This window comes from Janthinobacterium sp. BJB426 (genome assembly GCF_002735705.1).
In the GTDB taxonomy this organism is placed as follows: domain Bacteria; phylum Pseudomonadota; class Gammaproteobacteria; order Burkholderiales; family Burkholderiaceae_D; genus Janthinobacterium.
The window spans coordinates 52,372-73,376 of the sequence record NZ_PDZL01000022.1; the positions used below are offsets into that span (position 1 = coordinate 52,372).

A 21,005-nucleotide genomic window follows, 5' to 3' on the forward strand; every position below is an offset into this window, starting at 1 on the left:
CGCTGCGATTCAATGCGGTGCGGGTTGCTATGGGCTATAGCGACTTTTGCCTTTCCCCGCTCCGCGCGCGCGCGGCCTACGCTGGCGGCATGTTAGGAATCCATCAAACCCCTGAAGAAAAAATCGCCGAACTGGCCGTGCCCGAATCCGAGCCGCGCCGCGCCGCGCGCGCCCTGTACTGGAAGGGCTGGCGCATTTCGTCCATCGCCCGCCACCTGGGAATCAAGCGCAGCACCATCAATAGCTGGAAAGAGCGCGACGAATGGGACAAGGCGCAGGGCATCGAGCACGTCGAAAACGCGGTCGAGCTGCGCATCATCAAGCTGGTCGAAAAAGAGGTCAAGACTGGCAGCGACTACAAGGAAATCGACCTGCTGGCGCGCACCATCGTGCAGATGGCGCGCGTGCGCCGCTATGAGCAACCGGGCGGCAACGAGGTCGATCTCAACCCCAAGCTGGCGAACCGCAACGCCGGCCCGAAGAAGAAACCGACCCGCAACGATTTCAGCGACGAACAGCGCATTCAGTTGCTCGACGCCTTCCAGGATTCGCTGTTCGATTATCAAAAGGTCTGGTATCGCAACGGCGACCAGCGCACGCGCGCCATTCTCAAAAGCCGCCAGATCGGCGCCACCTGGTATTTCGCCCGCGAAGCGCTGGCCGACGCAATGGCAACGGGCCGCAATCAGATCTTCCTGTCCGCCTCTAAAAGCCAGGCGCACGTCTTCAAGCAATACATCGTGCAATTCGCGCGCGAGGCGGCCGGCATTGAGCTGACGGGCGACCCCATCGTGCTGCCGAACGGCGCACACATGTACTTCCTCGGCACCAATGCGCGCACAGCGCAGGGCTACCACGGCAATTTCTACTTCGATGAATTCTTCTGGACGCAGAATTTCCAGGAGTTGAACAAGGTGGCCTCGGGCATGGCCATCCACAAGAAGTGGCGCAAGACCTACTTTTCCACGCCATCCTCGACCACGCACCAGGCTTACCCGTTCTGGACGGGCGAGCTGTTCAACAAGCGCCGCGCCAAGGCCGACCAGGTCAACATCGACGTGAGCCATGGCCGCCTCTCGTCGGGTTTTACGGGCGAGGACAAGATCTGGCGCCAGATCGTCACCATCCTGGACGCCGAGCGCGGCGGCTGCAATCTGTTCGACATCGACGAACTGCGCAACTTCGAATACAGCCCCGACCAGTTCGACAACCTGCCGATGTGTAATTTTATTGACGACTCGGCCTCGGTGTTTCCGCTGGCCGAGCTGCAGCGCTGCATGGTCGATTCCTGGGTGGAGTGGGACGACTACAAGCCATTAATGGGGCTGCGTCCGTTCGGCAACCGGCCCGTGTGGATCGGCTACGACCCGGCCTTGAACGGAGACAGCGCCGGCTGCGTCGTGCTGGCGCCGCCCATGACGGCCGGCGGCAAGTTCCGCATCCTGGAGCGCCACCAGTGGCGCGGGCAGAGCTTCGAAGATCACGCCGACGCCATCCGCCAGATGACCCAGCGCTACAACGTCGAATACATCGGCATCGATACCACGGGCATGGGCATCGGCGTGCTGCCGATCGTGCGCGGCTTCTTCCCGGCCGTGACGGCCCTGAATTACTCGCCCGAAGTCAAAACGCGCATGGTCTTGAAGGCCAAAAACATCATCAGCAAGGGCCGGCTGGAATTTGACGCCGGCTGGACGGACATCGCGCAATCCTTCATGGCCATCCACAAGACCCTCACCCCTAGCGGGCGGCACGTGACCTATGTCGCCGGCCGCAGCGACGAAACCGGCCACGCCGATCTGGCGTGGGCCTGCATGCACGCCCTCGATCACGAGCCATTCGAAGGCACCACCGACAACCACCAATCTTTCATGGAGATTTATTCTTGAGCAAAGCACGACACATGCGCGCGCGTGGCCGCCAGGCCGAGAGCGCACCACCAGCGGCCACGGCGCCGGCCGCCGCCGGCATCGAGGCGTTTTCCTTCGGCGACCCGACGCCCGTGCTCGAGCACGCCGACATTCTCGACTGCTTCGAATGCTGGAAGAACGGCCACTGGTATGAGCCGCCCGTCAACCTGGCCGGCCTGGCCAAGTCCTTCAATGCCGGCGTGCACCACAGCAGCGCCATCCACTTCAAGGCCAATGTGCTGACGTCCACCCTGATGCCGACGAAATACCTGTCGCGCGATGGTTTCAAACGCATGGCCCTGGACTATCTGACCTTTGGCAATGCCTACCTGGAAGACCGGCCCAGCCGCAGCGGCAAGGCGCTGGCGTACCAGCACGCCCTGGCCAAGTACATGCGGCGCGGCGTCGATCTGGATACCTACTTTTTCGTGAACGGCTACCAGGCCGTGCACCAGTTCGACAAGGGCCGCGTGTTCCACCTGATGGAACCGGACGTGAACCAGGAGCTGTACGGCGTGCCGCAGTACCTGAGCGCGCTGCAATCGGCCTGGCTCAACGAGGCGGCCACCCTGTTCCGCCGCAAGTACTACAAGAACGGCTCGCACGCCGGTTTCGTGTTCTACATGACGGATGCGGCCGCCAACACGCAGGACGTGGACAACCTGCGCCAGGCCATGCGCGACAGCAAGGGGCCGGGCAACTTCCGTAACCTGTTCATGTACGCGCCGAACGGCAAGAAAGACGGTATCCAGATTCTGCCGGTGTCCGACGTGGCCGCCAAGGACGAGTTTTTCAACATCAAGAGCGTGACGCGCGACGACCAGCTGGCCGCGCACCGCGTGCCGCCGCAGCTGATGGGCATCCTGCCAAACAATGCGGGCGGCTTCGGCGCCGTCGAGCCGGCCGCGCGCGTCTTCGCCCGCAACGAGCTGGTGCCGCTGCAGGCGCAGTTCATGGCGATCAACGAGTGGGCTGGCGTGGAAGTGGTGAAGTTCGCCCCGTATGACCTGGGCCTGGGCAAGGAGACAGCGCAATGAGCGACCACATCGACAACACGGACAAGATCATCTTTGCCGAAGTGGCGCGCGGCCTGGCTGCCGTGCGCGGCCGTCCCGCCCTGGTGGCGCATGGCTGTTGTCACTACTGCGACGAGCTGCTGGCGCCCGCGCTGCTGTTCTGCGATGTGGACTGCCGCGACGATTACGAGAAGGAGCAAGCGGCCAAGGCCCGCGCCGGTCGCCCAGGATGAGCGACACGCCGCGATAGCTGGCAGCGCAGGGCCGCGATAGCCCAGCCGCGCCGGAGCGCCCCAGCCACCGCACAGGCCGCCCACGAGGCGGCTTTTTCACGTCCCGACGAATGATGTTGCATCAGAGGCAAGAAAAAAGCCCATTTCGGCCCGGCGCGCGCAGTTGTCCCCCCTCCACACCTGCCCGCTATATAGGGCTCTTTTGACTCAAATTTGCGCCGTGGCCGAAGGCGCATGAGGACTGGTGCGGCGGGGCGAAGAGGGTGCGCGAGTTTTGACGCATTTTGACGCACTTTGAGCGGTTTTTCGTGCGGGTGGTGTTGCGACGTGGGAACGGCGTTGTTTTCGCGCTATGCTGCACTTTGGCGCGTTCTTGGGTATGCCTCGATGTCTGTGTAGGTAACCAGGCTTCGGTTCGACGACAGTGGTCTGATATCAAAGGTGCGCTATTTAGCAGAGAGGACTTGCGGCAGCTTCTGGACACGAAATGCCTCGACAACAAAATCGACAAAGGCGCGCGTCTTCGCCGGCAACAGTTTCTGACTGGTGAAATACAACGAGATCGCCCCCACATCACCATACCAGTTCGGCAGCAATCGTACCAGCGCACCACTCTCCAGATGTGGAGCAGCGTGGGGAACTGGTATCAATCCGACGCCAAGGCCCAGCACCACGGCTCGGCTGAGTGCATCCGGATCGTTAACCAGCATAACCGCCTGCTGTTTTGCTGTGACTTCGACTCCTGCGTTATTGCGCATGACCTGAATCCGCACGCGGCCAGTCAATGGCGAGCGCATCACAACACTGGGTAATTCGGCAAGTCCGGCTGGATCTTTGGGACGACGCTTTCCCTGTAATAGCGCTGGCGATGCCACTGCAATCAAATGTATTCGCGCCAATTCGCGCGCCACCATACCGGGCGGTAGCTCAAAACCAGCGCCGACCGCCGCATCAAAGCCGCCTGCGATCAGGTCCAGCGGACGGCTATCGAAAACCCAATCGGGAGTTACTCCCGGATATCTTTCGAGAAACGCCGGCATGAGAGGTAACAGATAATCCATGCCAAATCCAGGTGCAGCGCTCAACTTCAACACGCCAGTCGGTTGCCCGGCATTGACCTTGATGTCGGCAATTGCGCCCTGGATGCTGTCGAGACCAATCTGTACTGATTGCCGAAAACGTTCACCCGCTTCACTTAGCGTCAGGCCACGGGTGCTACGCTGGAAAAGTCGTACGCCAAGGTTCCGTTCAAGAAGCGCGACGTTCCGACTCACTGCTGCTGGCGTCAGGCCCAGCCGACGTGCCGCAGCAGAAAAGCTACCGCTCTCGGCACTGCGGACGAATGACTCCAGATTGGCGAGAGTTTCCACGATTTCACCTTCAAGTAATAATTGAAACTGATTATAGTTTATTGATACTAACGCAATAAACGCCAAGGCCCTAAAATTCAACTCAGCAAACAGTTTATTCACTTAATTCAAAGGAAAAATCATGACTATCGGCATCATTGGCTCGGGCGCCCTCGGCTCCAACTTCGCTCGCATTCTTGCAAAAAAAGGGATATCGGCCACCATCTCCAACAGCCGTGGACCAGCCTCGCTGGCTGACTTGGTTGAAGAACTGGGGCCATCCATCAAGGCCGGCACAGTGGAAGAGGCCGCAAGCGCCGATATGGTGCTAGTTGCGGTCCGCTGGGTCGATGCAGAGAAAGTACTGGGTAGCCTGCCGGCGTGGAGCGGTCGCATCGTGATCGACGGCACTAACCCTGTGGAGTTCTTCGATCCAGCAACGTCGCCGGATGCGAACGACGTAAGCAATCCTCTCGCCGCATATGGGATCAAGGCGATCGATCTTGGCGGAAAGCATTCAAGCCAGATCATCCAACAATTCGTTCCTGGTGCACGGGTCGTCAAAGCATTCAATCATAACGACGTCAATGTGCTGAAGGAGCCGGTGACGGCAGGTGGCAAGCGCGTATTGTTTTACTCTGGCGATGACGCTGCCGCAAAGGCCGAGGTGCGCGGTATCATGGAAGTTGCCGGATTCTTCCCGATTGACCTCGGCGCGCTGGACGTCGGTGGACCGCTGGCCTCGCTGCCCTTCGGGCCGCTGTCGACGCATAATTTCATCAGTATCTAATCGAGATCGTTCGCTCGCCTGCATTAAGCCGCGCCCCCCCGCCGCCGGTTGGCGTGCATACCAAAACAAATGGTGATTGTTTAGCCGCTAAGCAGATCTAAGCAGATCTAAGCAGATAGGCGAAAAAAAGGCTGTCATTTTGTTGTCATTCCTAGGCTAAAACAGCCCAAAAACAACCCAAATAATGACAGCCTTCTTCTTGCTAACTACTTGATTCTAAACAATTCAGTGGTGGAGACGGCGGGAATCGAACCCGCCGCGCACGAAGTCCACTTTGGATCAGTCCAGGGCTACCGGTTCGTAAGTGCGCAAGCGGGTTCGGAATACCTGTTGCAACAGGTTGTGGCCTTTATCTGTTGTGTACGTGAAGATGGGTGCTCATGAAGAGTCAATTGTCGATTAGGGAACCCAGCATGGTGCACGCTTGCAGGTCACTACGGGCCGCCGCCTGTTCCTCGCCGCTTAAAATCCAGTGCGTCTTGCCGTCGTGCGTATTACTGCTGCCATATGCCTGCATCGCCTTACGCAACGCTTGTTGACGCTCTGGCGGCAGCGCGTCGAGCCTGGACTGGCTGAAAATACTGATGGGATATACGTCGCGTATGTGCTCATATTGCAGCCCTTTGCGCTTGATAGCACCCCAATTATTGCCAGGATCGGACCTGGCAGAAGCTATCCACGGATGAGCTGCATCGGGCGTCAGATATCCGCGTGCGTAACCCGTGCCATAGCCCAGCGTTTCGCTGTAGCCGTACACATAATCGCAATGATCGAGCAAGCCAGGTATACCCTCTGCGCTGTGAAATAGCTGCGCCAGCGGCAGCTTGCTGGCGTGGATGGCCAGCATCAGCGAAGAGCTATGTGAATACAGGGCAAGAGCGTCGCAGTTCGCCCACTCGTCTACATCGCCGGGTGGTACGATCCGCGGTGAAAACAATTCGATGCTGTCGGCATCAACTGCGAACAGGGTTTTCTCGTAGTTTTTTTGCGAAAACTTGACGACCTTGCCTGTCTTGCTGCCGTAGCGATCGACGCGCTCGCCCACCTGCTCGAACCAGGAAAACAGCTGTTCGCTGGCGGCGGCAGGGATAAATGGGCTATTCTTTTTGAATTCGCCTACCAGGAAATGAAATTGCTCCATGTGTCACCATAGTTAATGTTCTGCGCGCATGATGCCATGCGCGCGGCCATGCGGCTAGCGTGTGAGAGAGCATGCGGCTGCGCGCCATTTCAGCTTGCATTTGATTTGCATAGCAAAATCGCCAGGGGTGCGCGCTCACAAAGACTTTTTGTGGTGATTTTTACCGGTAGGTAGCGTGGTAGGTACGGTTGGTTTATAGCGGCTTGAAAGCCGCAAAAAACCTAGATATTTGCATTACACCGCTTCCGCCAAAATTGCATAAGTGTTTGATTTCTCTTATCTTACTGTTTCTAAAAGATTTTTTGGAGACAGGTGTGACAAAAAAGTGTGTCAAAGATAAGGAAATCGCCTTGCCAAAATACCTCTATCGTCGAGACGATGGACGTAGTGAAAATTACTACGTCCGTCTTACCGCCCCCACATCAGTCCAGCCCTTTCTTGCTAAAAAAGAGCATTCTTTCCGTTGCTCAACCGGAACTGCTGACCTGCGCGTTGCCAAAGTAATTGGCGCCGAAATCGTCGCGAAGAAGCGTCGTGAGTGGCACACTATGTGCGAACTATTAGTGGAGAAGCGGGAGACTGCTTTAGCGCCTTTAACTACCCAGCTAATTCAGCAAATCGTCGGTGCTCGACTGCAATCATGGCTCAATACAGATAATGACGAACGACATGGCGACATCGGTGTCGATGATGAACATTTGGCTGAAATTGAAGATTTTTGCATTCGCTCCGACTCTGTGATGCGGAGCGTCTTGGCGCAAGGACGTGCTTCGCGCCATTGGTCGGGAGTAGTCGAGGACGTGAATGACTGGTGTCAAACGCTTGGTTATGAAATCGCCTTGACCGACCCACAGTTTCCAGCCCTCATCCGTGCCTTTGCCGAAGCAGAGCGGACTGCGCAGAAGTTCATATCGGCTCGTAACCAGGGGGATGCTCCTGTGGACCCAATTGTTGTTCAAGTAGCCGGAACGCGCCTTTCCGATATGAATGATGAATTCATTGAGTACAAGTCAAAGACCGTGGGGCCGAAGCCCATAAGTATGGCAATTTCGATATGGAATAATTTCATTGCCTTCAATGGTGATGTTGCTTTAGACAAGGTTACATCAAACGATGTATTTCGGTTCTTTGAATTTCAGTTGTTTTCAGCTCCAAAAAAATGGTCGCAAGGATATGTTGATGGGCATGCAAAGCGGGCATTGAAAGAAATGTTCGCTCTCGCCCGCACGAAAGCTTTGATGACGTCAGATAACCCCGTCATTAAACTTGAGATGATGCCGCAGCTATCAGATGCGGAGCGGAAAAAACGGCAGAATCCACGCTTTGCGTTTTCTGGCGAGCAAATCAACACTTTGTTCTCATCAGATTGGTACGCGCCAAACACGACTCAATTTCGCGGTAAGCTGGGAGTGGACCTGGCCGCACGTTATTTTGGCCCACTTATCGGATTGCTTCATGGTGCCCGGGTACGCGAGTTCTTGCAATTAATGACTAGCGATATCTTTTTTGTCGATGGCGTGCTTTGCTTCAAATTTCAAATTGAAATGCCAAACGAAAATCGTCAGGTGGAGCATGATGGATTGGGAAAAAGTGTCTCCGGCATGGACGATACAAGGCTGCCCAAGCGAAGCTTAAAGAATCCGAGCGTCTTCCGGACTATACCAGTCCATCCAAAGCTAATTGAGCTTGGATTCTCCAAGTATGTTGAGGGCCGCCGTCAATCAAAAGGCATCGAAGTACCGTTGTTCGAGTCGTCAGTTCCGAGGCCCGGTGGCAAGAGTCCGATGTGGGGGAGAGCGTTTGAGCAGAGTTTCTTGCGGTTTGTGCGCGACAAGCTCGCCTTTGGAAGTGGCTTCGGGCCGCACAGTTTTCGACATCAGTTTGAAGACCGGATTCGAGACTCTCAAGCGCGCCGAGGCGTTTGGCCTGCAGGGCTTTCTCAATTACTGTCTGGTCGTCAACTTTTGCGCGATAGGGACCGAGACTTTTTCCGTGAAGTCGGCAGTGAGCAGGCTTATGGCAACGGATATCAACCGGCGGCTGCTCTGCCGTTCTTGGAAAAACTTATTTTCGATGACGTTAATTTTCCGGTGGACTTCTATCTCTGGAAAAAACAATGAGAGATTATCGGATGGTTGGACTGATAAATCATCGCTGTTCAGAAAGTTTGTATAAAAATCCGCGATTATTTTTTTAAAAATTACTCGTCATGGCCATTATTGATGGCCAATTAGTTTAGATTCTATATCGCTGAGCAGCACGCTAACGACTCAAGTTCATTGAATTGTTAGCGTTATATTTCAAGCGAAGAAATACGTTATTGAGATGACATATTGGCATTCAGCTTGCGGCGATTGCGCTTTACCGCGCCAAGCACGGCACGACGAACCTCTATTTGTGGCAAGCGGCGGAAACCCTCAAGCAACTCAATCATTGGCACCCGTGCACGGCCGATATCAATGCCGACAGAAGCACACCAAGAGTGAATGCCGTACTCGCAGCTTCCTGTCTTGCGTGCGTCATCTAGACTGACATAAATGTCGTATCTTGAGTATTTTGTGATGAAGGTATCGACTGCCGACGTCATGTCGGCAATGGTTGCTGCCCTTGTGGGTACGTTGCGACGTTTACGCTGCACACCCAAAATTGCTCCTTCTGTCGTGTCGCTATGAAAACTGTCGCTGCCGGCAACAGCGATGAACCCACGCTCTGTTCTGACAGCATAGCCACGGCTCTGGCAGGCCCAGACTGCTGCGTACAGTTCGATACCAGCAGGCGCTTCTATCTGAAGCGCATCCAGTGTCATCAAGCCACTGAGCAGTGCAAGACCTTTGCGCTCAACACGGAGGCGCCAGTCTGCGGGCAAGCAAATCTGATGCAAATCGATGTTCGCGCTCCATCCCTTATATGAACCTCGATAGAGGTCGTAGTTCCGGCCGAGGTCAGTTGTGTATCTGACCTCTGTCGTCTTTTCCGCGAAATGCACTTTGAATCTGGTACCACCTGACGCGCCATGGCGAAATGCTTGCTGAGCGTATTGCATCACGGTCCGCTTGCGTAGTTCTAGCAGACGTGTTGCCGGCGTTCCAAGAGGTAATCGGATGACCGGGCGGTCGGTAGGTGCAGGAAGTGCCGAAATCGCCTTGGTGGCCTTGGCATTGACTTGGTTGAGGCGGCGGTGGCGGCGTGGGGTATCAAAGTCATCACGGAGTTCCTGCACGCGGGCGACGTTCGTCGGATTACCTGGCAGTCCCATAGCGCGGATTACATACTAAATCAGTAGCACTCATTCAGAAACGCCCCGTCCTCGGGCATTTTGCTTTCAGCGCTTAATTTCCTCAGCGAGCCGGTCGCCATCAATATTGCCTTAGAGAAATATAGGTTGACGACCAAATCTATATAAACACTCTAGCTACAGGGTGTAACCGGGGAGCAATGGCGTAACCCCGCAACTGACGAGAGAGCCACCATGAACTTCCATCAATTCGTAGCCGCGGTCAACAGCACTTCCGTATTTTCCATCACGGCTAACCCCGGTCCACGGGGTGTAGTGTTCACCTTGCGGACTTCTAAAGTACTGAACACGACGCACTTCAAAACCCTCGCAAAGCTGAGCCCGGCAAACGGCTACGACTACAAGAACAAAGCATTTGTGTTCACTGCCAAGGTCGACAACTTCACCGGGGAGCTAGTCGGAGCTGAGAAGTTGCTCGCTGTCATTGAAGCGGCAGCTTCGTCACGCGAAACAACAAAAGTGGCACTTGCTGAACGCAAAAAAAAGCTGCAAGCAAAGCGCACCAAGGCGCCGACCGCGGACGAGGTGGAGCTGCTGGCACTGGACTTGTTCGGGCACCTGACGCCGGAAACGCTGCGCATGGCTCACGAGCGACTCAGCTAACCCCGACAGCTGAAGCTACTAACCCGCCCAAAGCCCCGCATGTCGGGGCTTTTTGTCGTCAGGCGGGATTAGCAAGAAATGGAAGGCTGTCTGACCTCCTTTTTTGCAGGTGTCTATAGGAAATGCAGGACATCTAAAATCACACAGGAAACAACATGGAAAAAACTTATATTGTGCACACCGAACACCCCGTCAGCGACTACCGAAACATGGTCATCGAAGCAATGTCACTTGAACGTGCAGTGGAGATGGGTGAGCGTATTTCTGGTGCAGAAGTATCAAACGCTTTTGAGTTCAACGGCGTCTACGCCGGCACCGTGTTCAGCGAACAATTTTTGACGTTTTTGGATAACAACGCCGATACTTGGCACTGATTGATTCGACCCCGCAGCTGCGGGGTCTTTTTTTGAATGGTAATCTTGACATAGTTCGACGTATAACTTGGACAGAAGTCTGAATCATATAAATCATATGAGTCGTATGAGTCGTATGAGCCTTATGAACCGTATGAACCGTATAAGCCGTATGCACCGTATGAACGATATTATTCATATAAATCTTATTGGCCATGTCGTGCGCTCGGAGGTGGTGGCGCTTCTTGATGAAGCGCTGCTCCGAAGTTGGTGGGAAATACATTATTGCAGATTTTAATAGGAATTTTGAGACTGGCAGATAGCGCGTGGAGGTAATCTATCGCCCTCGTTTTAGCCTCGTTTCAATAGAGAAACGGCAGAGTCCAGCCATGGGCTCCGCCGTAAGAAAAGTAATTGCTCAATGACAGGTATGAATATCTGATTTTGGATAGGAGAACGTCCAAGGGTTTTCCTCGCGGACAAGCCGTATCAGGTAAAAGCTGTGACTAATAATTAGCCAGGTTGTTAGCTCAGAAAACACTATTGGTTTCGTCAATGGCGTAACATTTTGGCATGCTGTATATGCTGTTTCAATGCGTTCAATTAAGTATGGCACTGGGTCATCGGGGAGCTCTTTTTCGTGCGCCATCCTTCGCGCTAAAGCTGGACGGCTTGTACGTAAGTCCAAGAGTTTTTCAATAATGTCTGCAATATCCAATAATTTCATAATTTTCTCCTTGTGTCATTGTTGGGACGTAATGCTAAGCGTATTGAGAATTAGGTATACTTAATGCAGTGTCCCTCTCTGCTTTTTCAAAGAGGTCATCCATTCGTTGAAGATGCTCTTCAAAAAATATAGCACCCTTGCCGACAATCGCCTTCTTGACAGCTCTTACTCTGCAATCAAACGGTATGTGAACAAGATGATTTACATGCCGAGTTCTCTGTCTTGCGTGTTTTTTGCTCGTGGCTGGTATGTATGCAAAGACAAGGCCCGATTTACTGAATTCAAATATATGGTTTGTACTATTCATACCGTATGTCCTTATTTTTTAGTTGGCAGTATTTTGTCTGCTTACCCATATAGCGATGCATTAAAAACAGATGCAGTAGATGCGAAACTTTTAAGATACTTAATCGATATCAAAGAACTTGTTCTTTAATGCTGCCTAAAAAATAAGCTATCTTTATCGTGTATCCAGTGTTAGAATTAATTTCCATATAATAAAAATAAAGGAGTTAAAATGAATTTTCTATCGAAACTCTTCGATTTGATGTTTCCGCCAACGGGTACCCCTGATTCCGATTCGGATGCGAGCTCAGGTTCATCAGTCGGTGGTATTGACGATAATTTTTTCAGGTATGAATTTATGGCAGTCAATCCGGCTAACGGGATGCCCATGATGGGCGGTATCGGTGGTGTTGACGTAACAGGAAATTTGTGGGGACAGTCCGACACGTTCGATGACCATGGTCACTACTCGTCAGTTGACCATTCTGCCGATTCATTTGGCACCAACTCAATGGTCGACAGCGGCTCAATGTTTGACTGAATTTCCATCAATGGGGATAGATTTCGGCAGCTGACAGCTTACAAATGGCGATGCCGGGTTGGCACGATTTGGCGACTCAGAATGTAACTGGCAGGGGAGGGTGTCCCATGTTCACGAATAGTCGCCGCGCGTACTACGCGTTGAGCAGTCAAAGGTCGACTGCAGTTCGCCGATTGCATCGCTACGGTTCTGCCCAACGCAAGCCTCCCCCTGCGCGCTGGTGGCGACCAATGGTGTCACGAACCCGCCGAAGTGAAGCAGGCTGCGGCCTTTGACGGTGCTGCATCACGAAAAAAACCGTTATAGCGAGTTAATCGTTATAACGGTATGAAATCAATCAGCTTTTTCTGCCTGGTACGAGTTTCTCAAGTCGGTCGAGAGCCTCGACCAATTGTTGGCCATTGAGCCTGCCTAACGCTTGTAAGCCAGCGCGTACGACCTCGCTCTTGCTCGTCGAAACACGGCCTTCTCTGGCTGCGGTAATGCGCAGTTCCTCGATTCTTGCATAGTCATCCGGCGGCATGGAAAACGTATCCCGCACAACGGATGATTTTTGCGGGGCTGGCCTCAATTCCGTGGTGGGTTCCGGAGCCTTCAGCAGGATAGAATCTGCTTTGTCGAATCGGTCGACCAGGGCTACATCTTGTTGCGCAACTGTTGAGCGCAGCTTGGCCTTATCAAACAACTTTTTTGTCATTTGTACTCTCCCAGTAGGGCTAACACCTCGTCGGCGAGTGCGTTGACCTCATCTGTCGCCACCTTCGCATCTCGGCCCAGCGCTGAAACCGACACTCCGCTTATAACCGCTTCTTGATAGGCAGTTCGATTAGATAACCTCGATGACAACAGCGGCATGCCGAATTCATTAAGCTCTCGCATGATTGCGTTAGAAAGCGACGTCCGAACTACCCGATTTGCCAAGATAACTGCTTTCAACGATGGGTTGAGCCCTAAACCCCGTTCAATCAGCAGTTTTACTCCACGTGCTGCCCAAAGGTCTGCAGGAGAGGGAGGCAAAGGCACGATGACTAAGTCGGCTACAAGAATCGCCGACTGCGGACTTAGCGAATCCAGTCCTGGTGGACAATCGATGACGACAAAATCGTAGTTATCGAGCTGCTTTTGAATCTCTCTATGCACTTTTCCTGCATATGCAGATAGGTTAACCACCGCAGCCGGAAATGGTCTTCCTTCCGGTGCCGCGTTAGCCCAGGCGGATGCCGACGCCTGCGCATCGCAGTCCGCCACTAAAACTCGATAGGCTCGCTCTGCAAGTGCGGCTGCGAGAACCATAGTGGTTGTAGTTTTTCCGACACCGCCCTTCGGATGACAAATTGCAATTATGCGTGCTTGTTCATGCATGTGATTATCCTTTAATAATGATTCAAATGATTGGAACGGTAATATCCGTTCTACTAATAGGTAGTGATGTGATTTATATTGGCTGTGAAATTTTTTGGTTGAGTTTCCGTTGCTGTAGGGTGCACTAGGAATTGGCAAGAGCTGTGCTGAAACATAAGTGCACACATAATGGCTTGTTGCTAAACAAGTTTTCATTGTGTCCTTATCCGTATAGCTAGCCTTGTGATTAGTTCAGCTTTAATTTTTGCCACATAAGTTTGAACGTTATGCCATCGAGCCACGGTTTGTCGTGTGCGGTCGAGGAGGTCAGGCAGGTCATCGCCGGGGGCTGAGGAGCAGCGGTCGCCGCGGTTGGGGCACGCCTTCTCTCTCAACTGGCGATTGGATAGGTATGTAGTTCTGCGCGGAAAGCGCAACATCTCCAGGCCGGGCATGGATTGGAAAAAAGAGAGGAGGGTTGGCTACATTTATATAAATCGCTAGCTATACGCATCCACCACAATCTCACTTCCGACGGAAAAATGAAAAATTATTTAAAACCTTACGCTTGCTTAAAAGACCATGCTCACAAGCTGGATATCGGATATCGACTGTGCATCGAAGCAGCGATTTCCGAGCCGACAAAAGCTGAAAAACAAAAAGAATGGTTTCAAAAACAGAAGGCCGCAATATACAAATCAGCGGAAGAACTCGTGCGAGTGCCGAAGACTAAAGCAGAGCTAAAAGCTGCTCGCAAAGCATCGATGATGAGCGCGCGCGAAAATCCAGGTTCAGTACTGCCAGAGCAGTACAGCGGTACGCTCGCGTTCACGCCCGAATTGCTGAAATCAAGGCTTTTCGGGCACCGCAGTGGCAAGCGCGAGGTGTTCGGGGACTTCACACCCGTTCCGGCATACGGCAAGACGAAGATTGAGTTCAAAGGAGAAGAGTTGCGCCAGGATGACTTGCGCGTCTTGCTTGCGCTGATTCGCATCAGGGCTGGAGGGACGTGCGGGACCGCAATTAAATTCAATCCCCGAGAATTTTCACACAAAACTCTGGGCTGGGGTGACAGTGGGGGCAGCGTCAAAAAGCTCGAGGATTCGGTACTGCGGCTACACGATGCGAAAAGCAGGCTGTACTACATACATGAGAAGAGCGAAAAAGAAGTATTCCAAGGCATTTCGTTCATCACTGAGTTCACGATGGAGAAAGGCGAGTGGTCAGTACAGCTGTCGCCGTCACTCGTAACGCTGCTGACGGGCTGGTATCGCTCGTTCATGAAGGCAAGCGAGCGCATGTCGATGAAAGATGGGCTGGGCTCTTGGCTGTATGGTGTAATCAAAGCTGATTCATGCGAATTGGGCTTTGACTTAGAGCAACTGCGCGCAGTGTCTGGGTCTCCTATGATTCTGAAAGAGTTCAACCGCGCGGTAAGAAAATCGTTGGCTGAATTTGAAAAAATGGGGGTGGTCACTGGATTCGCCCTCAAAATGGGCCATCTCAGCTTGCGTAAGACAGCGATAGCATCCTAGACAGCTAGCTAAAGACCCGCCGAGAGGGGGTCTTTTATTGTCGTAATGAAATTAATATGGTGCTAGGAGTTTGGCAATGTATTACACCCGAACGAGTTAATGAGGTCTGTAGGCGGCGTTAAGTAGCTGAAAATCTGGCAAAAGATTACACCTTAAACGGCAAAAAATTACACCGACTATCCAGAAAAACTGCATGGATGCTGACTCTCCGGGCCGTCTAATACCTTTAAATACTTTCGACGCTCGTTTTGTCGCTGCCAGCTCCACACTCACTCGCGCACTACTCACGCTGAGTTTGCTATCGAACAGCTCAATCTTGGAAAATCGGTTTTCTGTGGTTTCCTTAAGATAGAACTAATCCCATTGTCTTCGGTGAGCCACAACTACTAAAACGTTTTTTGGTGGTTGAGGTGTTACTCAATGATGTGGTTTTTATTTCACCGGAGAATCTAGCCTCCATAAATCTAGGGGACCCCAAGCACCTTCAAGGGCGATGTGCCAAGCCTGCCAGCTCGTGCTGGCTCAAATCGCAAAGCCGATTTGTCATGAAGAAGCTGCAAGGAGCAGCCGGCCAGCTGCTCACGCTTGCACTCCGGCTAGAGTGGCTCAAGCGTCATGCCCTTACAGAGTAACTTGTTGTGCACGGTAGGCCAGGCCGAAGACGGTCTGCTGTACCGCTCTAGGTACGCGTCGTCGCAATCGGTGGGAAACCGTAGAAGGCTTTCTGGTGACGCAGTCGCTCATCCACCTGCCCCAGCATCACGCAGTGGGGCCGCACGGCCTAGGCTCGCGTCTTCAACAGCCGGTACCCCCGCTGGCAATCTCGCGGTGTGCCAGCGGCAAAGGCGCATATATTTTCGTTTTGGGATACAGGACACGGCTGGTAAGGCGCTGGCCGTGCGAGTATTTCGGCCGTCGTGTGGAGTACGCCCACGTCAACCGAGGCAGGCGTTTACTGTTACAGCACGAAGTACTAATGGCCACCGATATTGACTTGGTATTCGACGTTAGCGCGGGTCAGAGTTTATTCTAAGGACTGTTTGTCGCAGTCCGAACCGCGATTTGCCAAGGGATGCTGGGAACGAAGTGTAGTCCCGTGCTTTGGTGCTGTTCGCTGGTGATTGGGAATCGGTTGCTGACACGCCGTTGGGCCTCGTGGACTCGTTTGGATGGAGCAGCGCTAAGTCTCGACACTTACTTTAAGGCAAGTCGTCTAACAGCACAGAAATCTCTATTTTCAAGCTCGATGCCAGCCGTTCTAGTCGAATGACGGTTGTACTTACCGATGCATTTTCGACCTTTGCAACGTACCCAACGGAACATCCCGCCATCTCAGAAAGGGCTTCTTGTGATAACCGTGGGGAAAAATTGAGCCTTGCGTTTTGAAGTCGGGTCCCTACTCGTTGCCGAAACGGAGGCTTGTCCGCTTCGCCAGTAATCAATGCAAGTCTGAACTGACCAATGGTATCGACCGATATCGCTCGCTTGCCACTTTCAATATGACTTACGAAAGACCTATGAACACCCATATTTTTTGCCAACGTCTGCTGTGTGTAACCCGCAGTTTCTCGCAGATTGCGTACCCAGTTTGCGTAGAAGTGCTGGGCATGGGAGATGGGGCCTTTGTTGTCGCTCATGCGCGGCATGATGTTCTGAATCAGCCATACCGCACCAGAGATGATATGTCACCATCTTTTATGTCAACATCATTTACATCAACATCTATTTTATCTACAATGTTTTCCTATGGGAAATTTTTAAAGCATGTCTCCGTTCGACAATGATTGTTTTCACCTATCCGAACGTTGATAACTACTGACTGGAACTCGGTTTGTGCGCTGATGGTTTTTTGAAACTAACGTGCTCAGTCCTGCACCAGCACAGCTGTTGAACCTAAATATGGGAACGTAATGAACAAGAAAAAAGTTATCAGTTTAGCCTTAATTGTAGGAGCTCTCAGCGGCTGCAACACAGTCAACCAAAGCCTGGCAAATCGACAAGAAGTAGTCGAGATTTACCACATCTTTGATTTCAAAACTCAGGCCGACGTCGCCACTGTCTCTCGCGCTGCTGCAAACGGTTTAGCTCAAAACACGAACAGTGTGCAGAGCTCGACGCCGCTGCATATTGGCAATGTCGTTCCTGCAGAGCCTGGGAAATTCGTCCTAATCGACATGGCCAGCGCGATGGGTGGCGGAATGGGCGCAATGATGCAACTTGCCGCGGCTCAAAACGGCAGCGCAGGCATCAAGGTAGCAAAGTGCGATGGTGCTGTTTGGACATCAAAAGCAGTCAGAAATATTTCTGGCTCGAGCAATTTGACCCTTTACAGCTGTCTCTACCGCTACCGCTCAGGCTACAACCTCGACATGTACGCGGTGTTCTCTAAAACCAGCGGTGGTCTGAACGGCTTGCTCCAAAGTGGTGCTGACGCTGTTGTCGGAACCCCGGAAGCTTGGGTCAACAAAACAATTCTCGATACTGTGCGCGCAATTGAAGGTGCAGCTGGCACATCGGGTGTGCATGTTGAGGGCCAGCCCGAACTGGGGCCATTGCCAGCCGTTGACAAGCTCGGCCGTGGCTAAATCGACTTGGCCGCAGTATTTCTGCGCCGGCTTGAAGTAGCGTGAATAAGGCAATACTGGAGTAAAAACTACGCTGCCGGCAGGGAATACCATTCACACTCACAGGATTTTTATTTCGCTCAAACGAAAGGAAAAGTGTTGAAAATAAAATTGATGGCATGGCTTGTCATCGCAATTCTAAGCGGTTGTTCTGCCACCGGTGATGACTATATCCGTGGCCAGACTCCTACTGTCATCAATCATCCAGTTCTTGGCAGCCTCACAGTTGCCGAACGCGAACTGCTTGGCCCTGATGTCAATCAAAACGGAATTCGTGATGATATTGATTTGGCTATTATTAAAATTTCGGATGAGCGAAAGTCCGATATTTCTAGTTATGTTAAAAATATAACGCGTGACATGATTAATGGTTCGCGCGGAGTATCTAGTGCATTGAGTGAGAAAACATCTACTGCGGTCGTATCCCCAACCATCTCAGCGGTTGAGAAAAAAATATACCTCGATTTGGTAATTAATACCGCTGCTCGAAGAGCAGTATTTTCGACCTGGTAAGGTATTTGAAAAAATAAGCTGTTAACGAATAAAATTAGAGGAGCTAGATGAAAAATGTGATTAGTCTTTTGTTCCCAGTCATTGCCCTGGCCCTGCTAGCCGGCTGCCAATCTTCAGCAATCGTTGCTATTAATAAGACGTTGAATATGGGCATGGAGTTGGAGCCCGCCATGAAGGGTCGTAACATTGCGGGTGGCGTCACGTTTGACGAAGAATGGGCTGGTGCGATGCCTTACGCAGCCAAAAACCAACTGGTTGCAATGGGTGTGAACAAGGGCGACCCTGAGTACTTCATGCGAATTGTTCGCATAAACACTCGCCACCCCGCCTACGCCGGGTGGATGGCCTCCGGTGACAAGATTTGGCCTACCTCTGCCATCGTGCCGGACCACCTGCCCAAACTGCACACGTTCGACATTGTTGAAATCCGTCAAACGGGCACCTGGGAAGTAAACAAGGATTTCGCTAAAACCGGTGAAGGCAATATCGTTGTTCGTATCTTGTGCAAGTACGGCGACCCAGGATATGACGAATGCCTGGACCGTCAACCTCGTATCGGAAAGCACCGTGGTTTTGGCGAAACAGGAACCTTATATCCAGTCAGTGCAAAGGAGTATGGCTTCAGGTACACCCCGATGTACGACCAAAAAGGAAAAGCACTTCGCTGAGTGAGCCTCAGTTAAGCTTGCCACCTATTTTGCACCTACTTTATTTGGTAAATAATTTTAAATATATCTATTGGAATATTTTATGAAAAAAATTATATTCGTGTTGGTTTTTATGTTTTCATCAGGTATTGTAAAAGCGGAGAAGTTACGTTACATGTTGGAGTTTGGGTATAAAGAAAAGGTATTTTTTCTTGATGAGGAAACTATAGAGAAAAAAGGAAAAGTTGTCAGTGTTTGGGTGAAAGAAGTATCGAATCAAAAATTCATTCGACCAGGAGAAGCTAGCTATAGAATGACATTATGGGAGGCAAATTGTTCTAAAAGAACGATTCAAGCATTAAGTAGTGCCTCTTTTAATTCTAACGGAGATGGTATTTCGGCAACGAACCAACCAGGGGATTTAATGAAGATTGTTCCTGAAACACGGGGAGCTGAGTATCACAAAATGTTTTGTAATCCTAAGTTTCCAGAGATTGCTTCGTTAACTAAGCCAGTTGATAATCCTACTGAGCTAGCAAAAACGGCTTTCAAAGTGTACGAAGAGCACGCTAAATGAGCAACATTTTGCGACCTGGCTTTCCTCATCGCCACAGCCGTGTATGAATAAAATGGCTACAGTCGGGAATGCTGGGCTTTGATACGCTTCATCGTGCGTTCCCGTAGGTTTCAGCAAGAACCTGCTCCCAGCAGGAATTATTTTCAGCGGCAAGCTCTGAAAGTGCCTCACTCTCACTTTTGATAACAGCTGCAGCATTCTCCTGCCGATGCTTCACCGCGAGCTTCTTTGCTTCTGCAATCAACAACCGACGCGCTCCGCTCAAAACCGACTGCGTCCAAGTTTCGCCGGCCTTCTGCACGCAGGTGAGGCTGGCGTAACGGGCCTGATGCGTAACTGCGCCGATATCATTGCCACAGATTGCCAGTGCTTTCTCCAGGTACGCTTTGCTAGCGAAGATAGTTGTCCATTTTGTTCTGTCTGCTTTGTAGACGCAGATACGGGTGCCGTTCGAGGTTTTCGGTAGGTTAGGGTTCATTTTTTTCATTGCTCACAAAAGAGGTTTTTTGCACGTAGATGTGCCGGCTGCCGTTTATCTACGTGGACAGAAGTTGTTCTGTTACCTCTTGTATAGCAACGTCTTTATATATGGAGACTGGAGGCAAAGGAGGGGTGCCCAGCCTGTTCGCGTGCTTGCGGAAATGCGCCAGAAGCCGCATGTGTATGCGATTTGGGTGTTGTCGGGCCTATTGTTGGCCTGTCAACAGGGTTGTATCGACCATTTGCTCATGGCAAAACAATCAGCCGTTAGCGCTTGATGCCATCTTCTATCTGTGCGGCGGCCCCTCGCGCTTGTACTGCCTTGCAAAAAAAGAAACCCGCCAGACCATAGTTCGGTCTGAGCGGGTTCTTGGAATAAACTAATACTGGGTTTTTAGGCCTGTGGTTCAACCAGCATAGCCAAAGTAATACCTTTTTCCGCCCATTTTTCCATTGACGGCCCAACACGGTCTTTATCTGTCGGTGTCATGTTATTCAGCTTCGCATCTACGGCCGCCATGATTGTTTCCAGCTTTTTCTCGGCTTTGAAATCACTGCCTGCTTCCAGCTTTTCTTCCAGGCCATCTAGAACCGAGCGCAAGATTTGCAGATACTCGATGACGCGCATTTCTTGACCTGAAAGCAAGTTTCCGGAGATGTCCTTGGTAAGACTGTTTGCAAGGCGCACGGCATTTGTGATTTGTTTGTTACTCATAATGACCTCAGTTAGTTATTTTTGGTCTTGTTGACCAAGTTGATTTTTTTCTGTATCGCAATATTGGTATTGCTGGGCGGATGAATGTTGATGTCCTGCAAAGTGTAGGTACACTTCGAAATTGCCTCAGTGCTTGATATTTATGCAACTGGCAGGAGTGATGCGAAGCAGCATCTTGATGAGCCACTGGCCAACTATAGGCGTAAAAAAATCTATGGTCACCCTCCTTTTTGCAAGCTGATTTTGTATGATGTGAGTAGGCTTGCTTAAATCTATCCGGCGTCTGGTTGGAGATGGATCTCCGCGCCACGATGAGAGTCGCGCCTGTCG

At 51.9% G+C, this 21,005-nt stretch carries 22 protein-coding genes; 13 read left to right on the top strand and 9 right to left on the bottom strand.

Annotated elements, in window-relative coordinates; all coding sequences use genetic code 11:
- Positions 1-89: 89 nt before the first annotated feature.
- The 3 genes from CSQ93_RS24825 to CSQ93_RS24835 are packed head-to-tail and all read left to right on the top strand — an operon-like array spanning position 90 to position 3,159.
- Positions 90-1,889 carry a terminase ATPase subunit family protein gene (locus tag CSQ93_RS24825; RefSeq protein ID WP_099380359.1) on the top strand — a complete coding sequence of 600 codons (1,800 nt, stop codon included), beginning with the start codon at positions 90-92 and terminating at the stop codon, positions 1,887-1,889.
- 14 nt (positions 1,890-1,903) lie between these two features.
- Positions 1,904-2,947, top strand: coding sequence for a phage portal protein (locus tag CSQ93_RS24830; protein WP_099380340.1), 1,044 nt, complete (start codon positions 1,904-1,906; stop codon positions 2,945-2,947).
- Positions 2,944-3,159, top strand: a complete 216-nt coding sequence (locus tag CSQ93_RS24835; RefSeq protein WP_099380341.1) for a hypothetical protein — start codon at positions 2,944-2,946, stop codon at positions 3,157-3,159. The genes CSQ93_RS24830 and CSQ93_RS24835 overlap by 4 nt, the downstream gene beginning before the upstream one ends.
- A gap of 446 nt (positions 3,160-3,605) precedes the next feature.
- Here the strand turns inward: CSQ93_RS24835 and CSQ93_RS24840 are convergent, their stop codons facing one another.
- Positions 3,606-4,529 (bottom strand): LysR family transcriptional regulator, encoded by a 924-nt coding sequence (locus CSQ93_RS24840; RefSeq protein WP_034785878.1) that lies wholly within the window; start codon positions 4,527-4,529, stop codon positions 3,606-3,608.
- A 121-nt stretch (positions 4,530-4,650) separates the two neighbouring features.
- Here CSQ93_RS24840 and CSQ93_RS24845 point away from each other — a divergent pair, with 121 nt between their 5' ends.
- Positions 4,651-5,298 carry an NADPH-dependent F420 reductase gene (locus CSQ93_RS24845; protein WP_034785853.1) on the top strand — a complete coding sequence of 216 codons (648 nt, stop codon included), beginning with the start codon at positions 4,651-4,653 and terminating at the stop codon, positions 5,296-5,298.
- 388 nt (positions 5,299-5,686) lie between these two features.
- Here the strand turns inward: CSQ93_RS24845 and CSQ93_RS24850 are convergent, their stop codons facing one another.
- Positions 5,687-6,439 carry a hypothetical protein gene (locus CSQ93_RS24850; RefSeq protein WP_099380342.1) on the bottom strand — a complete coding sequence of 251 codons (753 nt, stop codon included), beginning with the start codon at positions 6,437-6,439 and terminating at the stop codon, positions 5,687-5,689.
- A gap of 203 nt (positions 6,440-6,642) precedes the next feature.
- Here CSQ93_RS24850 and CSQ93_RS24855 point away from each other — a divergent pair, with 203 nt between their 5' ends.
- Entirely contained in the window at positions 6,643-8,559 is a 1,917-nt protein-coding gene (locus CSQ93_RS24855; protein WP_158301354.1) for a DUF6538 domain-containing protein, read from the top strand.
- A 197-nt stretch (positions 8,560-8,756) separates the two neighbouring features.
- On the opposite strand, the gene CSQ93_RS24860 is transcribed toward CSQ93_RS24855, so the two are convergent.
- Positions 8,757-9,695, bottom strand: a complete 939-nt coding sequence (locus tag CSQ93_RS24860; protein ID WP_158301355.1) for a hypothetical protein — start codon at positions 9,693-9,695, stop codon at positions 8,757-8,759.
- Positions 9,696-9,908: 213 nt separating this feature from the next.
- Between CSQ93_RS24860 and CSQ93_RS24865 the strand changes: the two genes are divergently transcribed.
- Together CSQ93_RS24865 and CSQ93_RS24870 are read left to right on the top strand one after the other, a co-directional pair.
- Positions 9,909-10,337, top strand: coding sequence for a hypothetical protein (locus CSQ93_RS24865; protein ID WP_099380345.1), 429 nt, complete (start codon positions 9,909-9,911; stop codon positions 10,335-10,337).
- 155 nt (positions 10,338-10,492) lie between these two features.
- Positions 10,493-10,711 carry a hypothetical protein gene (locus CSQ93_RS24870; protein ID WP_099380346.1) on the top strand — a complete coding sequence of 73 codons (219 nt, stop codon included), beginning with the start codon at positions 10,493-10,495 and terminating at the stop codon, positions 10,709-10,711.
- Positions 10,712-11,108: 397 nt separating this feature from the next.
- Here CSQ93_RS24870 and CSQ93_RS29080 read toward each other — a convergent pair whose 3' ends face one another.
- Complete coding sequence (locus tag CSQ93_RS29080; protein ID WP_158301356.1) at positions 11,109-11,417, bottom strand: hypothetical protein; 309 nt, start codon at positions 11,415-11,417, stop codon at positions 11,109-11,111.
- Positions 11,418-11,934: 517 nt separating this feature from the next.
- On the opposite strand from CSQ93_RS29080, the gene CSQ93_RS24875 reads away from it, so the two are divergent.
- Positions 11,935-12,243, top strand: coding sequence for a hypothetical protein (locus CSQ93_RS24875; RefSeq protein WP_099380347.1), 309 nt, complete (start codon positions 11,935-11,937; stop codon positions 12,241-12,243).
- Between the two features lie 337 nt (positions 12,244-12,580).
- Here CSQ93_RS24875 and CSQ93_RS24880 read toward each other — a convergent pair whose 3' ends face one another.
- A complete protein-coding gene (locus CSQ93_RS24880; RefSeq protein ID WP_158301357.1) occupies positions 12,581-12,940 on the bottom strand; it encodes a hypothetical protein in 360 nt (119 codons plus the stop codon).
- Entirely contained in the window at positions 12,937-13,605 is a 669-nt protein-coding gene (gene parA / locus CSQ93_RS24885) for a ParA family partition ATPase (protein WP_158301358.1), read from the bottom strand. The genes CSQ93_RS24880 and parA overlap by 4 nt, the downstream gene beginning before the upstream one ends.
- Positions 13,606-14,126: 521 nt before the next feature.
- On the opposite strand from parA, the gene CSQ93_RS24890 reads away from it, so the two are divergent.
- On the top strand, positions 14,127-15,119 hold the full coding sequence (locus tag CSQ93_RS24890; protein WP_099380350.1) for a hypothetical protein: 993 nt from the start codon (positions 14,127-14,129) through the stop codon (positions 15,117-15,119).
- Positions 15,120-16,318: 1,199 nt separating this feature from the next.
- On the opposite strand, the gene CSQ93_RS24895 is transcribed toward CSQ93_RS24890, so the two are convergent.
- Positions 16,319-16,756: a helix-turn-helix domain-containing protein gene (locus tag CSQ93_RS24895; RefSeq protein WP_158301359.1), complete on the bottom strand. Its 438-nt coding sequence runs from the start codon at positions 16,754-16,756 to the stop codon at positions 16,319-16,321.
- A gap of 273 nt (positions 16,757-17,029) precedes the next feature.
- Between CSQ93_RS24895 and CSQ93_RS24900 the strand changes: the two genes are divergently transcribed.
- The 4 genes from CSQ93_RS24900 (at position 17,030) to CSQ93_RS29090 (ending at position 19,480) form a co-directional block, all read left to right on the top strand.
- Positions 17,030-17,704, top strand: a complete 675-nt coding sequence (locus CSQ93_RS24900) for a hypothetical protein (RefSeq protein ID WP_099380352.1) — start codon at positions 17,030-17,032, stop codon at positions 17,702-17,704.
- Positions 17,705-17,842: 138 nt separating this feature from the next.
- Positions 17,843-18,256, top strand: a complete 414-nt coding sequence (locus CSQ93_RS29085; RefSeq protein WP_158301360.1) for a hypothetical protein — start codon at positions 17,843-17,845, stop codon at positions 18,254-18,256.
- Positions 18,257-18,303: 47 nt separating this feature from the next.
- Positions 18,304-18,924 (top strand): hypothetical protein, encoded by a 621-nt coding sequence (locus tag CSQ93_RS24910; RefSeq protein ID WP_099380354.1) that lies wholly within the window; start codon positions 18,304-18,306, stop codon positions 18,922-18,924.
- An 82-nt stretch (positions 18,925-19,006) separates the two neighbouring features.
- Positions 19,007-19,480: a surface-adhesin E family protein gene (locus CSQ93_RS29090; RefSeq protein WP_158301361.1), complete on the top strand. Its 474-nt coding sequence runs from the start codon at positions 19,007-19,009 to the stop codon at positions 19,478-19,480.
- Positions 19,481-19,568: 88 nt separating this feature from the next.
- On the opposite strand, the gene CSQ93_RS24915 is transcribed toward CSQ93_RS29090, so the two are convergent.
- Positions 19,569-19,958, bottom strand: a complete 390-nt coding sequence (locus CSQ93_RS24915) for a hypothetical protein (protein WP_099380355.1) — start codon at positions 19,956-19,958, stop codon at positions 19,569-19,571.
- A 396-nt stretch (positions 19,959-20,354) separates the two neighbouring features.
- Positions 20,355-20,675: a hypothetical protein gene (locus CSQ93_RS24920; protein ID WP_099380356.1), complete on the bottom strand. Its 321-nt coding sequence runs from the start codon at positions 20,673-20,675 to the stop codon at positions 20,355-20,357.
- Positions 20,676-21,005: the final 330 nt, after the last annotated feature.

What these genes read in the sequence shown, in the direction of transcription:
- CSQ93_RS24870 (WP_099380346.1), top strand. Translation starts at nt 10,493, where the DNA reads ATGGAAAAAACTTATATTGTGCACACCGAACACCCCGTCAGCGACTAC.
- CSQ93_RS24880 (WP_158301357.1), bottom strand. Translation starts at nt 12,940, where the DNA reads ATGACAAAAAAGTTGTTTGATAAGGCCAAGCTGCGCTCAACAGTTGCG.
- CSQ93_RS24845 (WP_034785853.1), top strand. Translation starts at nt 4,651, where the DNA reads ATGACTATCGGCATCATTGGCTCGGGCGCCCTCGGCTCCAACTTCGCT.
- CSQ93_RS24825 (WP_099380359.1), top strand. Translation starts at nt 90, where the DNA reads ATGTTAGGAATCCATCAAACCCCTGAAGAAAAAATCGCCGAACTGGCC.
- CSQ93_RS29080 (WP_158301356.1), bottom strand. Translation starts at nt 11,417, where the DNA reads ATGAAATTATTGGATATTGCAGACATTATTGAAAAACTCTTGGACTTA.
- CSQ93_RS24850 (WP_099380342.1), bottom strand. Translation starts at nt 6,439, where the DNA reads ATGGAGCAATTTCATTTCCTGGTAGGCGAATTCAAAAAGAATAGCCCA.
- CSQ93_RS24895 (WP_158301359.1), bottom strand. Translation starts at nt 16,756, where the DNA reads ATGAGCGACAACAAAGGCCCCATCTCCCATGCCCAGCACTTCTACGCA.
- CSQ93_RS24865 (WP_099380345.1), top strand. Translation starts at nt 9,909, where the DNA reads ATGAACTTCCATCAATTCGTAGCCGCGGTCAACAGCACTTCCGTATTT.
- CSQ93_RS24900 (WP_099380352.1), top strand. Translation starts at nt 17,030, where the DNA reads ATGAACAAGAAAAAAGTTATCAGTTTAGCCTTAATTGTAGGAGCTCTC.
- CSQ93_RS24910 (WP_099380354.1), top strand. Translation starts at nt 18,304, where the DNA reads ATGAAAAATGTGATTAGTCTTTTGTTCCCAGTCATTGCCCTGGCCCTG.
- CSQ93_RS24830 (WP_099380340.1), top strand. Translation starts at nt 1,904, where the DNA reads ATGCGCGCGCGTGGCCGCCAGGCCGAGAGCGCACCACCAGCGGCCACG.
- CSQ93_RS24915 (WP_099380355.1), bottom strand. Translation starts at nt 19,958, where the DNA reads ATGAACCCTAACCTACCGAAAACCTCGAACGGCACCCGTATCTGCGTC.
- CSQ93_RS29090 (WP_158301361.1), top strand. Translation starts at nt 19,007, where the DNA reads ATGAAAAAAATTATATTCGTGTTGGTTTTTATGTTTTCATCAGGTATT.
- CSQ93_RS24890 (WP_099380350.1), top strand. Translation starts at nt 14,127, where the DNA reads ATGAAAAATTATTTAAAACCTTACGCTTGCTTAAAAGACCATGCTCAC.
- CSQ93_RS24860 (WP_158301355.1), bottom strand. Translation starts at nt 9,695, where the DNA reads ATGGGACTGCCAGGTAATCCGACGAACGTCGCCCGCGTGCAGGAACTC.
- CSQ93_RS24835 (WP_099380341.1), top strand. Translation starts at nt 2,944, where the DNA reads ATGAGCGACCACATCGACAACACGGACAAGATCATCTTTGCCGAAGTG.
- CSQ93_RS24920 (WP_099380356.1), bottom strand. Translation starts at nt 20,675, where the DNA reads ATGAGTAACAAACAAATCACAAATGCCGTGCGCCTTGCAAACAGTCTT.
- CSQ93_RS24875 (WP_099380347.1), top strand. Translation starts at nt 11,935, where the DNA reads ATGAATTTTCTATCGAAACTCTTCGATTTGATGTTTCCGCCAACGGGT.
- parA (WP_158301358.1), bottom strand. Translation starts at nt 13,605, where the DNA reads ATGCATGAACAAGCACGCATAATTGCAATTTGTCATCCGAAGGGCGGT.